The 17837-nt window shown below is 72.2% G+C and carries 13 protein-coding genes; 7 read left to right on the top strand and 6 right to left on the bottom strand.

Annotation, left to right across the window (positions count from 1 at the left end):
- The 3 genes from ACRAKH_RS14005 to ACRAKH_RS13995 are packed head-to-tail and all read right to left on the bottom strand — an operon-like array spanning nt 1 to nt 2846.
- The gene (locus ACRAKH_RS14005; RefSeq protein ID WP_380721432.1) at nt 1-792 is read right to left on the bottom strand and encodes an ABC transporter permease; all 792 of its coding nucleotides are present in this window, start codon (nt 790-792) and stop codon (nt 1-3) included.
- Complete coding sequence (locus tag ACRAKH_RS14000) at nt 789-1712, bottom strand: ABC transporter permease (protein ID WP_380721429.1); 924 nt, start codon at nt 1710-1712, stop codon at nt 789-791. Before ACRAKH_RS14000 ends, ACRAKH_RS14005 begins: the two co-directional genes overlap by 4 nt.
- Nucleotides 1713-1715: 3 nt before the next feature.
- Nucleotides 1716-2846, bottom strand: a complete 1131-nt coding sequence (locus tag ACRAKH_RS13995; RefSeq protein ID WP_380721426.1) for an ABC transporter substrate-binding protein — start codon at nt 2844-2846, stop codon at nt 1716-1718.
- 473 nt (nt 2847-3319) lie between these two features.
- Between ACRAKH_RS13995 and ACRAKH_RS13990 the strand changes: the two genes are divergently transcribed.
- The 3 genes from ACRAKH_RS13990 to ACRAKH_RS13980 all read left to right on the top strand — a co-directional run bounded on the left by ACRAKH_RS13990 (nt 3320) and on the right by ACRAKH_RS13980 (nt 6596).
- Nucleotides 3320-5542, top strand: a complete 2223-nt coding sequence (locus ACRAKH_RS13990) for a Vgb family protein (protein ID WP_380721423.1) — start codon at nt 3320-3322, stop codon at nt 5540-5542.
- 153 nt (nt 5543-5695) lie between these two features.
- Nucleotides 5696-6100 carry a hypothetical protein gene (locus tag ACRAKH_RS13985; protein ID WP_380721421.1) on the top strand — a complete coding sequence of 135 codons (405 nt, stop codon included), beginning with the start codon at nt 5696-5698 and terminating at the stop codon, nt 6098-6100.
- On the top strand, nt 6087-6596 hold the full coding sequence (locus ACRAKH_RS13980; RefSeq protein WP_380721418.1) for a DUF3995 domain-containing protein: 510 nt from the start codon (nt 6087-6089) through the stop codon (nt 6594-6596). Before ACRAKH_RS13985 ends, ACRAKH_RS13980 begins: the two co-directional genes overlap by 14 nt.
- Nucleotides 6597-6606: 10 nt before the next feature.
- Here the strand turns inward: ACRAKH_RS13980 and ACRAKH_RS13975 are convergent, their stop codons facing one another.
- Both ACRAKH_RS13975 and ACRAKH_RS13970 read right to left on the bottom strand, forming a co-directional pair.
- Nucleotides 6607-9096 (bottom strand): polynucleotide kinase-phosphatase, encoded by a 2490-nt coding sequence (locus tag ACRAKH_RS13975; protein ID WP_380721415.1) that lies wholly within the window; start codon nt 9094-9096, stop codon nt 6607-6609.
- Nucleotides 9096-10454, bottom strand: coding sequence for a 3' terminal RNA ribose 2'-O-methyltransferase Hen1 (locus ACRAKH_RS13970; RefSeq protein ID WP_380721412.1), 1359 nt, complete (start codon nt 10452-10454; stop codon nt 9096-9098). Before ACRAKH_RS13970 ends, ACRAKH_RS13975 begins: the two co-directional genes overlap by 1 nt.
- Before the next feature lie 751 nt (nt 10455-11205).
- Between ACRAKH_RS13970 and ACRAKH_RS13965 the strand changes: the two genes are divergently transcribed.
- The 3 genes from ACRAKH_RS13965 to ACRAKH_RS13955 all read left to right on the top strand — a co-directional run bounded on the left by ACRAKH_RS13965 (nt 11206) and on the right by ACRAKH_RS13955 (nt 14611).
- Nucleotides 11206-12360 carry an acyl-CoA dehydrogenase family protein gene (locus ACRAKH_RS13965; protein WP_447009863.1) on the top strand — a complete coding sequence of 385 codons (1155 nt, stop codon included), beginning with the start codon at nt 11206-11208 and terminating at the stop codon, nt 12358-12360.
- A 21-nt stretch (nt 12361-12381) separates the two neighbouring features.
- On the top strand, nt 12382-13599 hold the full coding sequence (locus ACRAKH_RS13960) for an acyl-CoA dehydrogenase family protein (RefSeq protein WP_380726130.1): 1218 nt from the start codon (nt 12382-12384) through the stop codon (nt 13597-13599).
- Nucleotides 13600-13717: 118 nt separating this feature from the next.
- A complete protein-coding gene (locus ACRAKH_RS13955; RefSeq protein ID WP_380726132.1) occupies nt 13718-14611 on the top strand; it encodes a hypothetical protein in 894 nt (297 codons plus the stop codon).
- A 70-nt stretch (nt 14612-14681) separates the two neighbouring features.
- On the opposite strand, the gene ACRAKH_RS13950 is transcribed toward ACRAKH_RS13955, so the two are convergent.
- Nucleotides 14682-15824 (bottom strand): MFS transporter, encoded by a 1143-nt coding sequence (locus ACRAKH_RS13950; RefSeq protein ID WP_380726134.1) that lies wholly within the window; start codon nt 15822-15824, stop codon nt 14682-14684.
- 1290 nt (nt 15825-17114) lie between these two features.
- Here ACRAKH_RS13950 and ACRAKH_RS13945 point away from each other — a divergent pair.
- The gene (locus tag ACRAKH_RS13945; RefSeq protein WP_380726136.1) at nt 17115-17771 is read left to right on the top strand and encodes a response regulator transcription factor; all 657 of its coding nucleotides are present in this window, start codon (nt 17115-17117) and stop codon (nt 17769-17771) included.
- Nucleotides 17772-17837: the final 66 nt, after the last annotated feature.

Below are 17837 nucleotides of genomic sequence, written 5' to 3'. Positions count from 1 at the left end.
TCAGCCTTCCTCGACGGCCGCGTCGCGCCGCCGACCGCCGATGAACGAGAGCAGGAACAGCAGCGCGAACGCGAACAGCAGGCTCAGCAGCGACACCGCGATCGACACGCCCGCGTCGCGCTTGCCGAGCAGGTTCACGCGCACCTGCACCGTGTCGAAGTTCAGCAGCGACGCGATGGTGAACTCGCCCAGCACCAACGCCACCGACAGCAGGGACGCGCCGATCAGCGCGGTGCGGATGTTGGGCACCACGATCCGCAGCAGCACCGTGCCCCAGGACGCGCCGAGCCCGCGGGCCGCCTCCGCCAACGTCCTCAGGTCGATGGCCGACAGGCCCGCGTCGATCGCCCGGTACGCGAACGGCAGCACCAGCACCGCGTAGGCGAACGTCAGCGTCAACGGCGAGTCGCCGAGGAAGTAGTTCACCCACGCGTACAGCGGCGCCATGCCGACGACCAGCACGATGGCCGGGATGGCGGCGGGCAGCAGGCACAGGAACTCCACCAGCCGGCGCAGCCGGGGCAGCCGCAGCCGAATCCACGTCATGGTCGGCACCAGCAGTGCGAGCACGACGAGCGAACTCGTCACGGCGAGCTGCACGGACACCAGGATCGCCTCGACCAGGTCCGGGTCGTCCACGATCCCCGTCCACGACGCGAGGCTGCGCGTGCCGCCCGGCCCGCGGGTCGAGAACTCCGCCATCGCGACCAGCGGCAGCAGGAAGAAGACGCCGAGCACGGTCAGGATCACGGCGCGCGCGACACGGCGTCCGACGGATCCGGGCCCGGTCACCGCTGCCACCTCGCGACCCGCCGCTGCAACAAGGCGTACAGGCCCATCGCGACCCCGACGACCACGACCATGCCGAGGCCGAGCGCCTTGCCCAGGTTCTCCTGACCCAGCAGCACCTCGCCGGTCAGGAAGCCGCGGATCTGCAGCGGCACGATGGGGCTGCCCTGCGACACCAGCGCCGCCGCCGTGGCGTAGGCGGAGAACGCGTTGGCGAACAGCAGCAGCACCGCGCCGAGGAACGCGGGCAGCAGGATCGGGCCGCCGACGTGCCGCCAGTACGTCCACGACGACCCGCCCAGGCCGTCCACCGCCTCCCTCCACTGTGGACGGAGACCGTCCAGCGCGGGCAGGAACACGATGACCATCAGCGGGATCTGGAAGAACGTGTACACCAAGGTCAGGCCGGGCAGCTCGAACAGCCAGGCCCCCGTGGCGAACAGGTCGACGCCGAACCCGTCCCGGAGGAACCGCGTGACGAACCCCTGGAAGCCGACCGTGGCCAGGAACGCGAACGCCAGCGGCACCCCGCCGAACTGCGCCAGCACGCCCGAACCCGCCACCACCACGCGGCGCAGCAGCCCGTCCGGCTTGCCCGTCACCACCGCCCACGACAGCAGGGCGCCGAACACCGCGCCCAGCAGCGCCGTGATCAGCGACAGCTCGACGCTGCGCGCGAACGCCTGGAGGTACACGCCCCCGACCAGGCCAGCGAGGTTGTCCAGCGTGAACGCGCCGTCCCCGTCCTGGAACGCCCCGGCGAGCACCAGCACCGTCGGGTACAGCAGGAAGGTGCCGACGTAGGCCAGGAACGGCACCACGGCGAGCCACGCCGGGAACGACGTCGAGGACGGGCCGCGGTCGGCCCCCTTGCGGCGGCCGGACGGCGCGTCCGGCGCCCCGGTGGTGACGGGTGCGACCACCGGTCAGCCCACCGCCTGCGCCCACGTCGCGGACAGCGCCTGCTTGGCCTTGTCGGACTGCTCCTGGGTCAGGAACACCTGCTCGCCGCCGGTCTTCGGCAGCTTCGCCGCCGCCTCCGCGTCGACCTTGCCGGACTTGGTCATCGCGTCCAGCCGCACCGGCCGCGACAGGCCCTTCAGGTAGATGTTCTGGCCCTTGTCGGAGTACAGGAACTCCTGCCACAGGCGCGCGGCGGCCGGGTGCGGCGCGTCCTTGTTCACGGCCTGGTTGTAGTACGCGCCGACCTGCGCGCCCGACGGGACCACGACCTTCCAGTCCACCTTGCCCGCGAGCTTCGCGGTCTGCGCCGCGTTGGTGTAGTCCCAGTCGATGACGACGGGCGTCTGGCCGGACTCGATGGTCGCGGGCGACGGGTCGACCGGCAGGAAGTTGCCCGCGGCCTTGAGCTGCTTGAAGAACTCCACGCCGGGCGCGATGTCGTCGGCGGAGCCGCCGTTGCCGAGCGAGGCCATCACGACTCCGGAGAACGCGGCCCCGGCCTGCGTCGGGTCGCCGTTGAGCGCGACCTTGCCCTGGTACTCGGGCTTGAGCAGGTCCTTGACCGACGTCGGCGCGGGCACCTTGGCGGCGTCGTAGCCGATGGACATGAAGCCGCCGTAGTCGCCGTAGTAGAGCCCGGACGGCTCTTTCAGCTCGTCGGGGATGTCCGCCCACGTCTGCACCTGGTACGGCGCGAAGACGTCCTTGTTGGCGAGCGCCACGTTCAGGCCGAGGTCGAAGACGTCGGGCGCGCGGTCGCCGCCCTTGAGCTGCTTGGCCGCGTTGATCTCGTCCTGGCTCGACGCGTCGGGCTGCGCGGAGTCGACCTCGATGCCGTACTCCGCCTCGAACGCCTTGATCATCTCGCCGTAGTTGGCCCAGTCGGGCGGCAACGCGATGACGTTGAGCCTGCCCTCCGCCTTGGCCGCCTCGACGAGCTTGTCCATCCCGCCGAAGTCGGCGGCGGACTTCGCGGAGGCGGCGGGGGTTCCGCTCGCGGCGCCGTCCTTGGGCGGTGGCGTGCCGCAGGCCGCGACCAGCGCCAGCGCGGTGACGCCGACGCCGACCGTGCGCAGGACTCGGGTGTGGTTCACGGGGAAACCTTCCTCGGTGACCGGGCAATTCACGGGAGATCGGGAACCGGTGGGCCCAGCGGAGGATTCGGGACGTCGCTCGGGCTTGTCAAGGCAGTCGCCCGGACTGAGACCTGGCCGACGGCGTGGACGAATTCCCGGTGGTGCGGCGGTGTCCGGGCGGTTAACGATCACAGCGACCGGATCGGCCCGGATCGGCCCAGCATGCGGGGCCGAACGACCTACCCGGCAACATCAACGCTCACCGTCCGGATTGAGCCGGTGGGCCGATGGAGCGGGATTCGTTCGGAAACGAATGAATCCCGGACCCGATTTCTGCCGATTCGACAACACGCATTTCCGGGGTCGGGTAACGCGTTCCGAGCCGTCCTCGACATGTGGTTGTCACGTGACGCTGGTGCCCGGAATTCCGCTCCCGAACGGTCCCCACCCAGAAGGGCAGATCCATGCGTCACACCCGAAGATGCGTCGCGGTGGCCGCCGTCGGCGTGCTCCTCCTCCCCCTCGGGACCCCCGGAGCCGCGTCGGCCGCCCCGGTCGCCGGCGAGGACGTGCTCTACACCGTGGACGCGGACTTCGACCAGGGCGTGCTCCAGGACGTCAACCACGACGCGCCGAACAACGACCAGTTGCAGCTCGACCGCCGCAGCGCGTTCTTCCCGTTCGTCAACGTGGCCGCGTCCGCCCGCGGCACGATGGTGCGCATCGACGTGAACACCGGCGTGATCGTCGGCGAGTGGCTGTCCGCGCCGGACGGGCGCGGGCGCAACCCGTCCCGCACCACCGTCGACAAGCTCGGCAACACCTGGCTGTCCAACCGGAACGAGGCGGCGGGCGGCCAGGGCTCGGTCACCCGGGTCGGCGTGATCCTCGGCGGCACCAGGACGAACGCCGACGGCACGGCCAACCCGACGGGCGACTACCTGAAGGGCCCGTTCGCCTACAACACCTGCGACGACCGCGACGCCGACGGCCTGTACGCCACCTCGCGCGGTCTGGGCGACATCCGGCCGTGGACCAACGCGGGCGGCGCGGACGACGGCGGCGGCGTCACCACCGCGGCCGACGAGTGCCTGATCACCTACAGCCGGGTCGCCGGCACGAACACCCGCACGGTCGCCGTGGACGCCAACAACGACCTGTGGACCGGCGGCTCCAACACCCAGCACCAGAAGATCTCCGGTGACGACGGCGCGCCACTGACCGCCCCGTTCAGCCTCGGCTGCGGCGGCTACGGCGGGCTGGTCGACCAGGCGGGCACGCTGTGGTCCGCCCGGTACGGCGCCAACCTGCTGCGCTACGAGCCCGGCTCCGGCGCGGGCACGTGCCTGGACACCACGCACGGCGACTACGGCCTGGGCATGGACCCGCGGACCGGCGAGATCTGGCACACCGGGGTCAACTCCGGCCGCACGGTCAAGCTGGACCCGGCGGGCAACGTCCTCGGCTCCTTCCCGCACGGCCACTCGCGGGCGCAGGGCGTCGCGGTCGACAACGAGGGCAACGTGTGGGTCGCCCACGCGCTCGACGTCGGCACGACGACCGTGGGCCACCTGCGCACCGACGGCACGTACGTCGGCAACGTGCAGCTGCCCGGCGGCGAAGGACCCACCGGGGTCGCCGTCGACTCCAACGGCAAGGTCTGGGTCACCAACATCCACACCAACAACGCCCAGCGCATCGACCCGGACGCCGGTCCGGTGGGCGGCGGCGGGTTCCCGGTCGGCGCGGTCGACCTGACCGTGGACCTCGGCGCGGGCGCCGGTCCGTACAACTACAGCGACATGACGGGGTCGGTGCTCGGCGAGATCACCGCGCCGATCGGCACCTGGTCCGTGGTGCAGGACGGCGGCGTCGCGGGGCAGACCTGGGGCACCGTCACGTGGAACACCGAGGCGCAGGGCAGCGTGCCGCCGGGCACGTCGATCACGGTGGAGGCGCGCACGTCCGACACCGAGGCCGGTCTGGCCGGCGAGACGTTCACGCCGGTGGCCAACGGGGTCGAGTTCGCCCGCGTCGGCCGGTACATCGAGGTGCGGGCGACGTTGACCGCGAGCCCGGCCGGCGACAGCCCGGTGCTGTCGGACCTGCGGATCACGACGTCCGAGCGGACCGGCGTGTTCTCCTGCCAGGCGACCGCGCTGAACCTGGCCGGGATCGTGGTGGCGCGGGCCAACCCGCCGGACGTGCCGTGCGTGGACGACAGCGCGACCGTGGCCAACGTGAACCTGTCGGCCGGCATCCTGACCGTGCGGGCCACCGCGTTGACCGCCCGGACCGACCAGACACCGGACGACCTGCTCGCCACGCCACCGGCTCCCGGTGACGGCGCGTCGTCCGTCGCCAGGGTCGAGCACACCCGCATCTCCAGCCTGCTGGTGACCATCGAGGTCGGTGTGATCGAGTCGAGCGCGTCGGTGACGTGCGACGCGGCGCTGAACCCGCACTTCACGGGCAAGTCGCGGATCGCGAGCCTGCGGATCAACGGGCTGGCGGTGGACGTGGGCAGCGCGCCGCTGACCATCCCGCTGGTGATCGGCACGTTGCAGCTCAACAGCACCACGACGACGTCGACCAGCGTGGTGCAGCGCGCGTTCGCGCTGGACACCCTGCTGACCGACGTGGTGCTGGGTGAGGCGAAGGCGAACGTGGAGGCGTTGCCGGGCGAGCCCGGCGGCAGCCCCTGCCGCGTCTGAGCGACCACCCCGTCGGCAGCCGCACCGCGCGTGGTGCGGCTGCCGACGGGATCGCCCTCGGCGTCCACAGCGGATTCTCAGCTCCCGCTCGGTAGCGTCCCGATCGTGGTCGATCCCGCTCGTCCCCGTCGCTGGCCCGCGTACGCTGTGGCGGTGCTGTTCCTCGGTTACGCGGCGGGCAAGGCGGTGTTCGCGGCGCAGTCCCGGCTCGGCTTCCCCGGCGGACCGCCCGTGACGGACGCCGAGGCCCGCGCCTACTTCCTCGACCCGGCCGTCGCGCAGTGGTTCGCCACCGCGACCGGCGTGGCGGGCGCGTGCGTCGCCCTCGCCACGGTCACCGCGCTGGGACGCCGGGTGCCGCGGACGGTGATGCTGGTGGTGTTGGGCGGGATGGCGGCGGCCGTCGGCGGCGGCGCGGGCATCATGGTGCTGGACGGTTTCTTCGACCTCGGCGTGGGCTGGCAGTGGCACCACGGCGTCCTCGGGCTCGTGGTGGGCGGGCTGGTCGTGGAGATGGTGCGGTCGTACATGGTGGTGACGCGACGTGCCGTCGGCTGACCGCGCGCGGTGGGGCGGGTACGGCGCGGCGGTGTGCGCCGCGGCCTACGGGTCGATGAAGCTCGCGCAGGCCCTGGGCGCCAACGCGTTGGCCGACAAGGACCCCCTGCCACCGCACCTGCGCGAGCGACTGCTCGCCCGCGACCCGTTCTTCGTGGCCGGCCACTGGGTGCTGGCCGGCGCCGCGGTGGTCGGCGTGATCGTCGCGCTGGCCACCGTGCGGCCGTGGGGAGCGGTCGTCCCGAGGCGACTGCTGCTCGTGATCGCGTGGACGCTCGGGACGTTCATGGTCGTCCGGTCGATCGGCGGGGTCGGGTTCGGTTTCGTCGGCGATGCGCTGGTGCTGACGGGTGTCCGCCGGCCACCCGCCGAGCACGCCGACCTGGCCCGCACCCTGGCGTGGTGGGACCTCCTGCTGTGGTCGCCGTTCTTCCTGGTGTGGGGGTTGTGCTGGGCAGCCGCCGGGTGGCGGCTCGGCAGGCTGCCCGGCAGGTGACGCCCGCGGGTCAGAGCCGGGGGTCGACCGGCTCCGACTCCAGCGCCAGCACGGCGAACACGCACTCGTGCACGCGCCACAGCGGCTCGTCGCGGGCGACGCGTTCCAACGCCTCCAGGCCCAGCGCGTACTCACGCAGCGCGAGCGACCGCTTGGCGCCGAGGCCGCGCTTGCGCAGGCGTTCGAGGTTCTCCGGCTCGGTGTAGTCCGGGCCGTAGATGATCCGCAGGTACTCGCGCCCACGCACCTTCACGCCCGGCTGCACGAGACCGCGCTCGCCGCGCACCAGGTTGGCCAGCGGCTTGACGACCATGCCCTCTCCGCCGGCCGCCGTCAGCTCCTCCCACCAGCGCACGCCCCGCGCGACCTGCTCGTCGTCGGTCGTGTCGACGACCAGGTGCCGGGTGCGGGTGAACAGGTCGCCCCGGAGCCTGCCCAGCACGTCGAGGTGCCAGAGGTGGTCGCGGTCGTGGAACGTCCGGCCGCGTGCCGCGAGGAGCTGGAACGGCGCGACGCTGACGCCCGCCAACCCGTCGGTCGGCCGGCAGTACCGCTGGTAGGCGTCCCGGTAGCCGGTGGCGTTGGCCAGCCTGCCCTCCGTCCGGCGCAGCAGGTCGGCGACGTCGATGCCCCGCTCGGCGGTCCGCGCGAGGACGTCGACCGCCGGGCCGAGCGCGCCCGCGGCGGCCGCGCCGACCGACGCGTACTGCTCCTTGATCAGCCCGGCCGCCTTGGCGTTCCACGGCAGCAGTTCGGTGTCGAGCAGCAGCCAGTCGGTATCGAGCTCGTCCCACAGACCGGCCCTCGTCACCTCCTCGCGCACGCGCGCCAGCAGCTCGTCGCCCAGCGGCGGGTCGAAGAACGCTCGCCCGGTCCGCGTGTGCACGACGCCACCGCCGTCCTTGCGCACCAGGACGACCGCCCGGGAGCCCATGTGCTTCTCCTCGCAGATCACCTCGCGCACGCCGGCGTTCCGGTACTCGGCGAAGGCGTCCTCGGGGTGCTCCAGCACGTCCGGACGCTGCGACGTCGCCGTGGGCGCCATCGTCGGCGGCAGGTACAGCAGCTCGTGCGGGTCGATCGCGAAGCGGCTCATGACCTCCAACGCGGACGCGGCCTGCTCCGGGCGCACCCCGATCCGGCCGCGGTGGGCCGTCTCGACGAACCGGCGACCCGTGACGTCGGACAGCGCCAGCACGTCCGGCTCGCGTTCCGCCTCGGGCACGACGAGCGGGCGCACCGGCTCGTACCAGACCTCGTGCGCCGCGACGGACACGACCTCGCGCTCCGGGTAGCGCAACGCGGTCAGCCTGCCGCCGAACACCACACCCGTGTCGAGGCACATGGTGTTGTTGACCCACTCGGCCTCCGGCGTCGGCGTGTGTCCGTAGAGGACGGTCGCCCGTCCCCGGTACTCGGTCGCCCACGGGTAGCGCACCGGCAGGCCGTACTCGTCGGTCTCGCCGGTGGTGTCGCCGTACAGGGCGAAGCTGCGCACCCGCCCGGACGCGCGGCCGTGGTACCGCTCGGGCAGGCCCGCGTGCGCGATCACCAGGTCGCCGCCGTCGAGGACGTAGTGCGCGATCAGACCGTCGCAGAACCGCACGACGCGCTCGCGGAACTCCTCCGGCTCGTTCGCCAGCTGCGCCAGCGACTCCGCCAGACCGTGCTTCAGCTGGACGTTCCGGCCGCGCAGCGCGCGCACGAGCTTCTGCTCGTGGTTGCCGCACACGGCGAGCGCGTGCCCCGCCTCCACCATGCCCATGACGAGGCGCAGCACGCCCGGCGTGTCCGGGCCGCGGTCCACCAGATCGCCGACGAACGCGGCACGCCGCCCCGGCGGCGGCACCGCGTCGACCGGACGTCCCTGGTCGTCGCGCACCAGCGCGTAGCCGAGTTCGACCAGCAGCTCCTCCAGCTCCGCACGGCACCCGTGCACGTCGCCGACCACGTCGAACGGGCCGGTCTCGTGGCGCAGGTCGTTGAGCAGCCTCTCCGGCACGATCACCGCCTCGTCCACTTCGGACTCGGCGCGCAGCACGTGCACCCGCTTGAAGCCCTCCTTGCCGAGGAACTTCAAGGACTTCCGCAGCGCGGCGCGGTGCCGGCGCACGACGTGCGGGCCGAAGTCGCGGTCCGGGCGGAGGGCGTTGCGCGCCAGGCACACCTCCTCGGGCACGTCGAGCACGATGGCGACCGGCAGCACGTTGTGCTCACGGGCCAGCTCGACCAGGTGCGCGCGGTCGGCCCGCTGCACGTTGGTCGCGTCGATCACCGTGGTGCGGCCGGCGTCGAGCCGCTTGCCCGCCACGAAGTGCAGCGCCTCGAACGCGGCCGCCGACGCGGACTGGTCGTTCTCGTCGTCGGCCACGAGACCGCGGAAGAAGTCGCTGGACAACACCTGCGTCGGTGCGAAGTGCCTGCGCGCGAACGTGGACTTGCCCGAGCCGGACGCGCCGACCAGCACCACCAGGCACAGGTCCGGGATCTTGAGTTTCATCAGTTGTCGTCCCCCAGGGTGAACACCGCGAGCTGGGTCGGCGCGCCGCGCTCGGCGTCGACCGGTCCGATGGGCAGGTGGCGCACCGCGTACCCGCGCCGGTCCGCGACGCCGGCCGCCCAGTCCCGGAACTCGGCGCGGGTCCACTCGAACCGGTGGTCCGAGTGCCGGTGCTGGCCCTCCGGCAACGTCTCGAACAGGGCGTTGTACTCGACGTTCGGCGTGGTGACGAGGACCGTGCGCGGGCGCGCGACGGTGAAAACCGAGTGCTCCAGCGCGGGCAGCCGGTCGGGGTCGAGGTGTTCCACGACCTCCATCAGCACGGCCGCGTCGTAGCCCTTCAGCTCCGGGTCGGCGTAGGTCAGCGACGACTGGCGCAACGTGAGGCGGGCCCGCTGCCGGTCGGACATCCTGGCCACGTTCAGCTTGCGCTCGGCGGTGGCCAGCGCCTTCGACGACACGTCCACGCCCTGCACGTGGGTGAACTCCGGCTGCTCCAAGAGCGCGCGCAGCAACGCGCCGCCACCGCAGCCGAGGTCGAGAACCGTGCGGGCGCCCGCCTGCCTGAGCTGGTCGAGGATCGCGTCCCGCCGCTGGACGGCCAGCGACACCCGGGGCTCGGTGAGCGCGTTGTCCAGCTCGTCCGGCTCGACCTCCTCGACGTCGGCCAGGCGCGACAGCGCGGACTGCACCAGCTGACGCCGGCGCATCAGGTACCGGGTGGTGATCAGCTCGCGGTCGGGGTGCGTGCCCAGCCACCCCTCCCCCGCGCGCAGCAGCTTCTCCACCTCGTCCTCCGCCACCCAGTAGTGCTTGTTGCCGTCGAGGACGGGCAGCAGCACGTAGAGGTGCTTCAGGGCGTCGGACAGCGTGAGGGTGCCCGTGAGCGTCACGTCGGCGTACCGCGAGTCCTCGCCGAAACCGTCGCCGAGCGGGATCGGCGTGATGGCCACCGTCCAGCCCAGTGGCGCGAAGAGGCGTTCCACCAGGCGGTGCGGCAGCACGGGCACGCGCACGGTCAGCGGGATCGGCGTGGCGGCGACGTCACGGCGGCTCTCGCTGCGGCCGTTCATAGCGGTGCGGAAGACGGAGCCGAGGGCGACGGTCAGCAGCGAGCCGGCGACGTACGGGCGGTCGTTGACGTACTGGGTCAGCGTGCTGCCGGGACCGCGCACCAGGGCGACCGGGTCGACCTCCAACAACAGCGCGACCGTGCACTCCTCTTCGTCCGCACGTGGGTAGAAGACGTGCGCGGTGCCCGAAGAGGTCGTGAACGACTGCGCCCGCTCCGGGTGCTTGTGGAGCAGGTGGCTGAGGTCGGTGGCCGGGCGGTGCGTCGTGGTCAGGGTGAGCAGCACCAGCGCAGTGTGGCCGACCGGCTTCCGCGACGCCCTCGAATTACGCCGGTTCCCGCGGCCGAGAGCCGCAAGCGGCCGTATGGCGGCTCGGGACCGCGGCAGACGTTCACCGGTCGGTCCCGGACACGACCGGCCCGGGAGGCTCACGTTTTCCTGTTTTTCACAGCGGAACATTCTTCTCCGCATTGACACCACAATGGGTGGACAATCACCTTCCACCATCACCGCGGACCCTCTCGCTCGAAAGGCGGTAGACCCGCGCTGGCGAATGCTCTAATGGCCCGCCATTCACGCCGTCCGACCGACGGAACCCCGAATGCCTACCAGCCGGTACGCGCAGGTTCGGGCCACCGCACCGCCCAAGCCCGCACGTCGCACCGTCCGCCGGAAATGCCGCGGCGCCCCACGCCGGTTCCGCCGGAGAAACTTCAAAGTAATTTGCAGACTTCTGACGTCCCTTGACGAAGCTCTGACACGGGCAATCTTGATGTCCGTCGCCACGGGGCAGAAAATAGTGGACGACGCCCGGGCCACGCCGCCATTTCGGCGCGGCCCGTCGCGTGCGTTCACGGAATTCGTCCTCGACCTCCGCGACAGGTGCCGGGAGAAGGAGTGACAGCACAGCAGCACCCGGGAATGCCGGCGGAGACGAGCCTGGAGGCCGCCGACGTCACCGAGACGTCCCCGCACCGCCGCGTGCCGGCGGCCTGAAGTCCGACCCCCGCGACGCGGGGGAAAGAGAGGGGATCCGATGGTGTTCACGCATGCCCCGACCGAGGTCGACGGCGCCGTGCCGTCGCCGACCGAACGGGCCCGAGACCTGGCCGACCGGCTGGTCCGGCCGACCGCGGCCGACCGCGACCGAGACCGCCGGTGGGACCCGGCGCTGTTCGCCGACCTGGCCGCCGCCGGCGTGGCGGGACCGCTCGTGCCGCGAGAGCTGGGCGGCGGCGGCCTGACCGCGACCGAGACCGGCGAGTTGTTGGAGGCGCTGGGCGAGGACTCCCGCGATCCGGGCCTCGCGCTCGCGGTCGTCGTGCACGCGGTGCTCGCCACCGTGCCGCTGCGCGCGTTCGGGACCGCCGGGCAGCGCGAGCGCTACCTGCCCCGGATGGCCGCGGGCGAGTGGGTCGGCGCGGTGTCGTTGCACCAGACGCAGGGCGCGGCGCTCGCGCCCACCGTCACGGCCCGCGCCGGGCTGGGCGGCTGGGTGCTCAACGGCGAGGTGGACCTGGTCGCCGGAGCGCCGGTGGCCCACCACTTCCTGGTCGTGGCGGTGGACGCCGACGGCGGCCGCACGGCGTTCGTGGTGGACCGCGACACCGCCGGGCTGCGGGTCGACGACACCGCGGGCCCGGCGGCGATGGCCACCTGCCCGTGGGGCCGGCTGGTCCTCGACCACTGCCTGGTCGCGGACGACGCGGTGCTCGGCGCCGCCGGCTCCGCCTCCACCGAGGTGGAGCCGCTGCTGGCGACGTTGGACTGGGTCTTCACGAGCGCGCCCTGGGTGGGCGTCATGCGCGCGCTCACCCGGGACGCCGTCGAGGGCGTGCGCGAGCGCCGGCTCTTCGGCCGACCCGTGGCGCACGTGCAGTCCGCCCGGTTCGCGTTGGCGGACCTGGCCACGCGGTGCGAGCTGGCCGCGGGGCTGGTGCGCCGGGCCGCCGGGCGGTTCGACGAGGGCGAGCGGCCCTCGCACCGGGAAGCCGCCGCCGCCCGGCTGTTCGTGGCGAACGCCGCGCGCGCCGTCACCGAGGGCGCGGCGCGGCTGGCCGGCCCGGCCGCCTTCTCCGACGGGCACCCGGCCGGGAGGGCGCACCGCGACGCCCTGTTCTTCGCCGAGACCGGCGGCGGCACCGAGGTGCTGCGACCGGTGATCGCGGCGTCCCTGTTGGCACTCGGCTGAACTCGAGGACGGCACAGCGACATGACCGACGACCGCGAGACCACGACCCCTTACCGCTTCCCGGGCATCGCGTCCCGGGCCGCCGAGACCGACCGGACCGGCGAGATCCCGGACCTGAACTGGAAGGAGATCGTCGACAGCGGCTACCTGCGGCTGTTCCACCCGCCGGAGCACGGCGGCAGCGGCGCCGACGGCCGCACCCAGGCGGAGGCCATGGAGGCGCTGGCCCGCGCGTGCTCCGGCACGTTCTGGGCGGCGACCGTCTCGGCCCTGCTGTGCGTCAAGCTCATCTCCACCTACGGCGACGTCGCGGAGCACGAGCGGTTGATCCGCCCGCTGCTCGCGGGTGAGCGGCTGGCCGCCTTCGGCGTGGTGGAGAAGGCCGCGGGCAGCGACGCGAGCACGTTCCAGACCACCGTGCGCCGCGCGCCGGACGGCGACGGGTACGTCATCAACGGCGAGAAGTCCCGCATCACCAACGCGCCCATCGCCGACCTGGCCGTGACGCTGGCGCGGCTGGAGCACGGACCCGGCGAGGAGGGCCCCGACTGGTGCCTCGCGTTCGTCGACCTTCGGCAGTCCGGAGCCCAGCGCTACGCGATTCCGCACATGGGTCTGCGCGCGATGCCCTGGGGCGGCATCGTCTTCGACGACGCCCGGGTCGCCGAGGCCGACGTGATCCCGGTGGAGTTCAAGGAACTCGCCGAGGGCATGGCGTGGGGCTGGCTGCTGATCTCGTTCTCCGCCGTCGCCATCGCCGAGGCCGCTTTGGACGCTTCCGCGCGGCACGCCCGCGAGCGCGTCTCGTTCGGACGGCCCCTGGCGCACATGGAAGGCGTGCACGCGCAGCTCGCCGAGTCGCGCGCCCAGATCGACGCGGCCCGGTTGCTGGCCCGGCGGGCGACGTCCGAACGCGCGGCCGGGCGCTCGGCGCGCGACCTGATCGCCATGCTCAAGATCTACTCGACGGAGATGGCGGTGGACGTCGCGGCGCGGGCCGTGCAGATCCACGGCGCGTTCGGCGTGACCCCCGGCCACGAGGTCGAGCGCCACTACCGGGACGCGCAGATGAACGTGATCGGCGGGTTCGCGTCCAACCGGTTGCGCGAGCAGGTCACCGAGGGGCTCGGGCTCGGACCGGCGGTCTACGAGGAGTTCGACTGGTTGACCCCCACCGGCCTGGCGCAGGACCCGGTGGGCCTGGACGGCGTGCCGCACCCCGCGAGCACGACGGCGTGAGCCGGGTGCCGGGTGACGACGGCGTCACCCGGCACCCCGCGGCTCGCCGCCCCAACACCCGATCCCCCTTGCAGCACAGTCATCCCGACCCATCCCCGACGGCCGAGGAGGCCACAGCATGTCCATCCTCTTCGAGTGCGAGTACCACGGCGAGCGGTTCGTCGGCTTCGACCGGGCGGCGCCCGGCGAGCCGCAGCGGCTGTACCGGGTGAGCGACGACCGGCTGCGCGCCGCCGTCACCGAGACCGACGGGCCGGGGCTCGGCGCGGCCCTCGCGGACGGCGCGGAGGAGGTGGTGGTCCCCGCCGGCGGTGAGGGCCTGCGCTACCTCCCGCCGCTGCTGCCGACGCGGACCAACAACGCGCTCGTCAGCGGCTTCATGGGCACGCACCGGTCCAAGTTCGACCACGACCCGGCGCCGGACCAGGAGTTCCGCGCGCCCAACTGGCTCATCAAGGGCATGGCCTCGTGGCTGCGGATGCCGGGCGACCCGATGACCGTGCCGGCGTCGGCCGTGGCGCTGCTTGAGGAGCCCGAGGTCGCGCTGGTCTACGTCAACGACGAGCACGGCACGCCGCACTACGCGGGCTACACGTTCGGCAACGACCTGAACGACATCGGCCTGCACCTGCAGAACCCGTGGGGCTGGACGCCGTACGCCAAGCTGTGCGACACGTCGATGACGCCCTGGCTGTTCCTGGACAAGCCGCCGCAGACGGTCACCGGCCGCATCGTCATCGAGCGCGCCGGGGACACCGCGTGGGAAGGCCCCTTCACGTGCGGGGCGGACGCCATCTACCACCGCGTCGAGGACATGGTGGAGAACCTGCTCTCGTACCCGGCGCTGCGCCGGCCGGGGCTGGTGAACTACGTGCTGCTGGGCTCGGACAAGGCGAGCTGGCACGCCGGGTTCCGGATCGCCGACGGCGACCGGATCACCATCGAGGTGACGTCGCACGACGTCGTGCTGTCCAACGTGGTCCGGTTCGCGGGCCGCGCCGACGCGGCCTGACGCCGCACGCCAACGGGTCCGGCCCCATCACCTCGGTGGTGGGGCCGGACCCGTTGCCGTCCGGTCAGCCTCAGGTCGTGCCCGGACGCTTGGGGGGGAAGGCGTGCGCCCGGCCGACGACCACGACGAGCAGCACCGGCAGGATGAGCGCGAGGACGCTCCACGGGAACGACTTGGGGCCGAGGAAGTCGAGCAGGATGCCGCCGACGGCGCCGCCCGCGGCCATGAAGCCGTTCCAGGTGGTCACCAGGAGGGCCTGCGCCTCGTCGCCACCCGCGTCGGTGACGGCGGTCTGGAGGAGCGTGGTGACGCCGCCCCAGCCGAGGCCCCACAGCGTGGCCGCGACGTAGACCAGGGTCGGGGAGTCGGCCAGCACCGCGAGGATGGCGGCCGACACGGCGACCAGGATGGCGCTGACGATGGTCAGCAGGCGCAGCCTGCGGTCCACCTGGGCGCCGGTGATCAGGATGCTGATCAGGGACGCGATGCCGAAGACCATCAGCACCAGGTCGATGGAGCCGCCCATCCTGTACTCGATGAGGAACGTCGAGATGTAGGTGTAGAGGATGTTGTGGGACAGCACCCACGCGGCGACCACGAACAGGACCGCCGCCACGCCGGGTCGGGTGAAGGACCGCAGGATCGGCACCCGGTTCTCCGGCTTGTGGCCCGGGAAGTCCGGCACCGACGTCAGGATCCAGCCGATGAGGACGACCGCGAGGCCCGTCACGAGCCAGAACGTCAACCGCCAGCCGAAGAGCTCGCCGAGGAACGTGCCCGCGGGGATGCCGAGCGACAGCGCGAGCGGGACGCCCGCCATGGTGATCGCGATCGCGCGGCCCTGCAGGTGCGGCGGGGCCATGCGGCGGGCGTAGCCGACCAGGAGGGCCCAGATGAAGCCCGCGGCCACGCCGGCGATGAAGCGGAACACCATGGTCAGCAGGTAGCTGTCCGAGACCGCCGTGACGGTGTTGGCGACCGCGAACCCGGCCACCGCCATGAGCAGGAGGGGCTTGCGCCGCCAGGACGCCGTGGCCGCGGACAGGGGGATCGCGGTGATCGAGGAGGCGATCGCGTAGATCGTCAGCGCCTGGCCCATCGCGGACTCGCTGACGCCCATGTCGCGGCTCATCTGGGGCAGCATGCCCGCGGGCAGCGCCTCGGTCAGGATTCCCATGAACGCGGCCGTGGCGAGTGCCGCCAGCGCGGCCATGGGAAGTTTGGATTTTTCAGCTCCCGTAGGGGAGTCCGTCGGTAACCCTGCGTGAGACGTTGACATGCTTTGTATAATCGAACCTTCACATAAGTGTGAAGGTCAAGCCGGCCCACTGTGACCTAGGCCACACGAAGGCGGCGAGGCGGTGCGGGTTGACGGCACGCGGTCGACGCCCACGGAACGGTGACGCGACCCTCGACGAGATCCCCACAGCGCCGGCGGACCACGTGCGGCACCTGTGCAACGACGAGGGATGGCATGCCATTCCCCGGTTCCCCAGGGCTTGGCGGACTCCGCCGTCCCGGCGGCCGTCGGGGCACCGACGGCGTCGACGGCGGTCCATTATGGGACGCGCGATCGGCGACGCCGACCCGGCCCCACCCGCGGTCACGCCGAGCCGGACGAGGCGGCGAGAGCGCGGCGAACCGTCACATCGACGTGCCGACAGCCCCATACGCGCCGTGAAGCGTCGCGAGCCCGCCCCTCGACCGGCACAACGCCCGTCACGTTCAGTCACCATTCACCGCCTTCGCCTTCCTCCGTCCGCGCACGCCCGGTGCCGCCCGCCCGGCACTTCCACCCTGGCCGCGCGACGCCCGTTCAAGATCGTCTACAGTGTGCCGGCCACGCCCGCACGCCGACCCCGAGCCACGAGCGCGGGACCGTCGCGACCGGACTGTCCCACCAGGACGGTGCGGCCACGGCGGCCGGACGGCGGGTCGCGGCCGGTTTCGCATTCCACCCGGCCCCGATCACACTTTCGGACGCAACCACCTCCGTTCCGGTCGCACTGCGTGAATCGCCGCGGCGGATCACCCACGGCCGCCGCGGCGGTCCACGAATAACTCGCACCACGAATGAACGACGAGTCCGCGTAAATCGGGTATCGCCGGTTGTCGGTCATGCACAGCCCGACCGGCGGGTACCCGTTGACGATGGACGGCGCAAGGCCGGGATACGGAACGGCTATCTCCCGGTGCGATTTTCCAAGCAGAGAGTTGGTCTGTTTGGGGGGACCGGTCGGGTGCGGGACACTGCTTATCTTGTGGCACATGTTCGCAGGTCGGATGCCTCCGCGCGGTCCGGCTGAACGAGGCTGGGGGTCTGGGGAATGGGTTCGTGGCACCCACGACAAGTCGAGGTCACCTCCGATCCGCCCGCACCGGGCGGATCGGCCGGGCGGCCGGTGCGATTACTCCGCCGAGGGGAGTCGACACGACGTGGTCCGGTGTCCGCCAGGTGGCCGGACCCGCGCGTCGCGGCCACCCCTCTCGATGAGTGATCGCCATGCAGTTGCTCGTCGTAGAAGAGGACCCCGCGGGCGGCGCGCTCGTGCGCGACCTCCGCAGGCAGGGTTACGAGGTCTGCACCGTCACGACCGGCACCGAGGCGTGCCGCGAGCACCGCAACGCGGACCTCGTGCTGCTCAACCTGGAGCTGCCGGACATCGACGGCCTGGAGGTGTGCCGATCGATCCGCGCCGACAGCGACACGCCCATCATCGCCATCGCGAACCGCGACACGGAACTGGACCGCGTGCTGGCGCTGCAGGCCGGCGCGGACGACTGCGTGGTGCGGTCGTGCGGGTTCCGCGAGGTGATGGCGCGCATCGAGGCCGTGCTGCGCCGGGCCAAGCCCCGGCCGAACGACCCCGACCAGATCTCGCTGTGCCCGCTGCACATCGACCGGCGGTCCCGCGAGGTCAGGCTGGACGGCCGCCTGGTCGAGGTGACCGCCAAGGAGTTCGAGCTGCTCCGCGCGCTCGCCGCCAACCCCGAGGCGGTCATCTCGCGCAAGGAGCTGATGGCCAAGATCTGGGACGACAGCTGGACCGAGTCCAGCCGGACGATCGACACCCACGTCAGCAGCCTCCGCGCCAAGCTCGGTTCGAGTTCGTGGATCAAGACCGTGCGGGGTGTGGGCTACCGCATCGGTCACGGGTGACCGCTGCGCGCGGCGCCCGCCGGCGCCGCGCGCAGCGCCCTTCGCCCCTCTTCCCGCTCCGGCATG

Source organism: Saccharothrix hoggarensis (assembly GCF_052936025.1).
The sequence above is the reverse complement of the archived record's forward strand: the minus strand, read 5'-3'. Positions and strand labels throughout refer to the sequence as shown.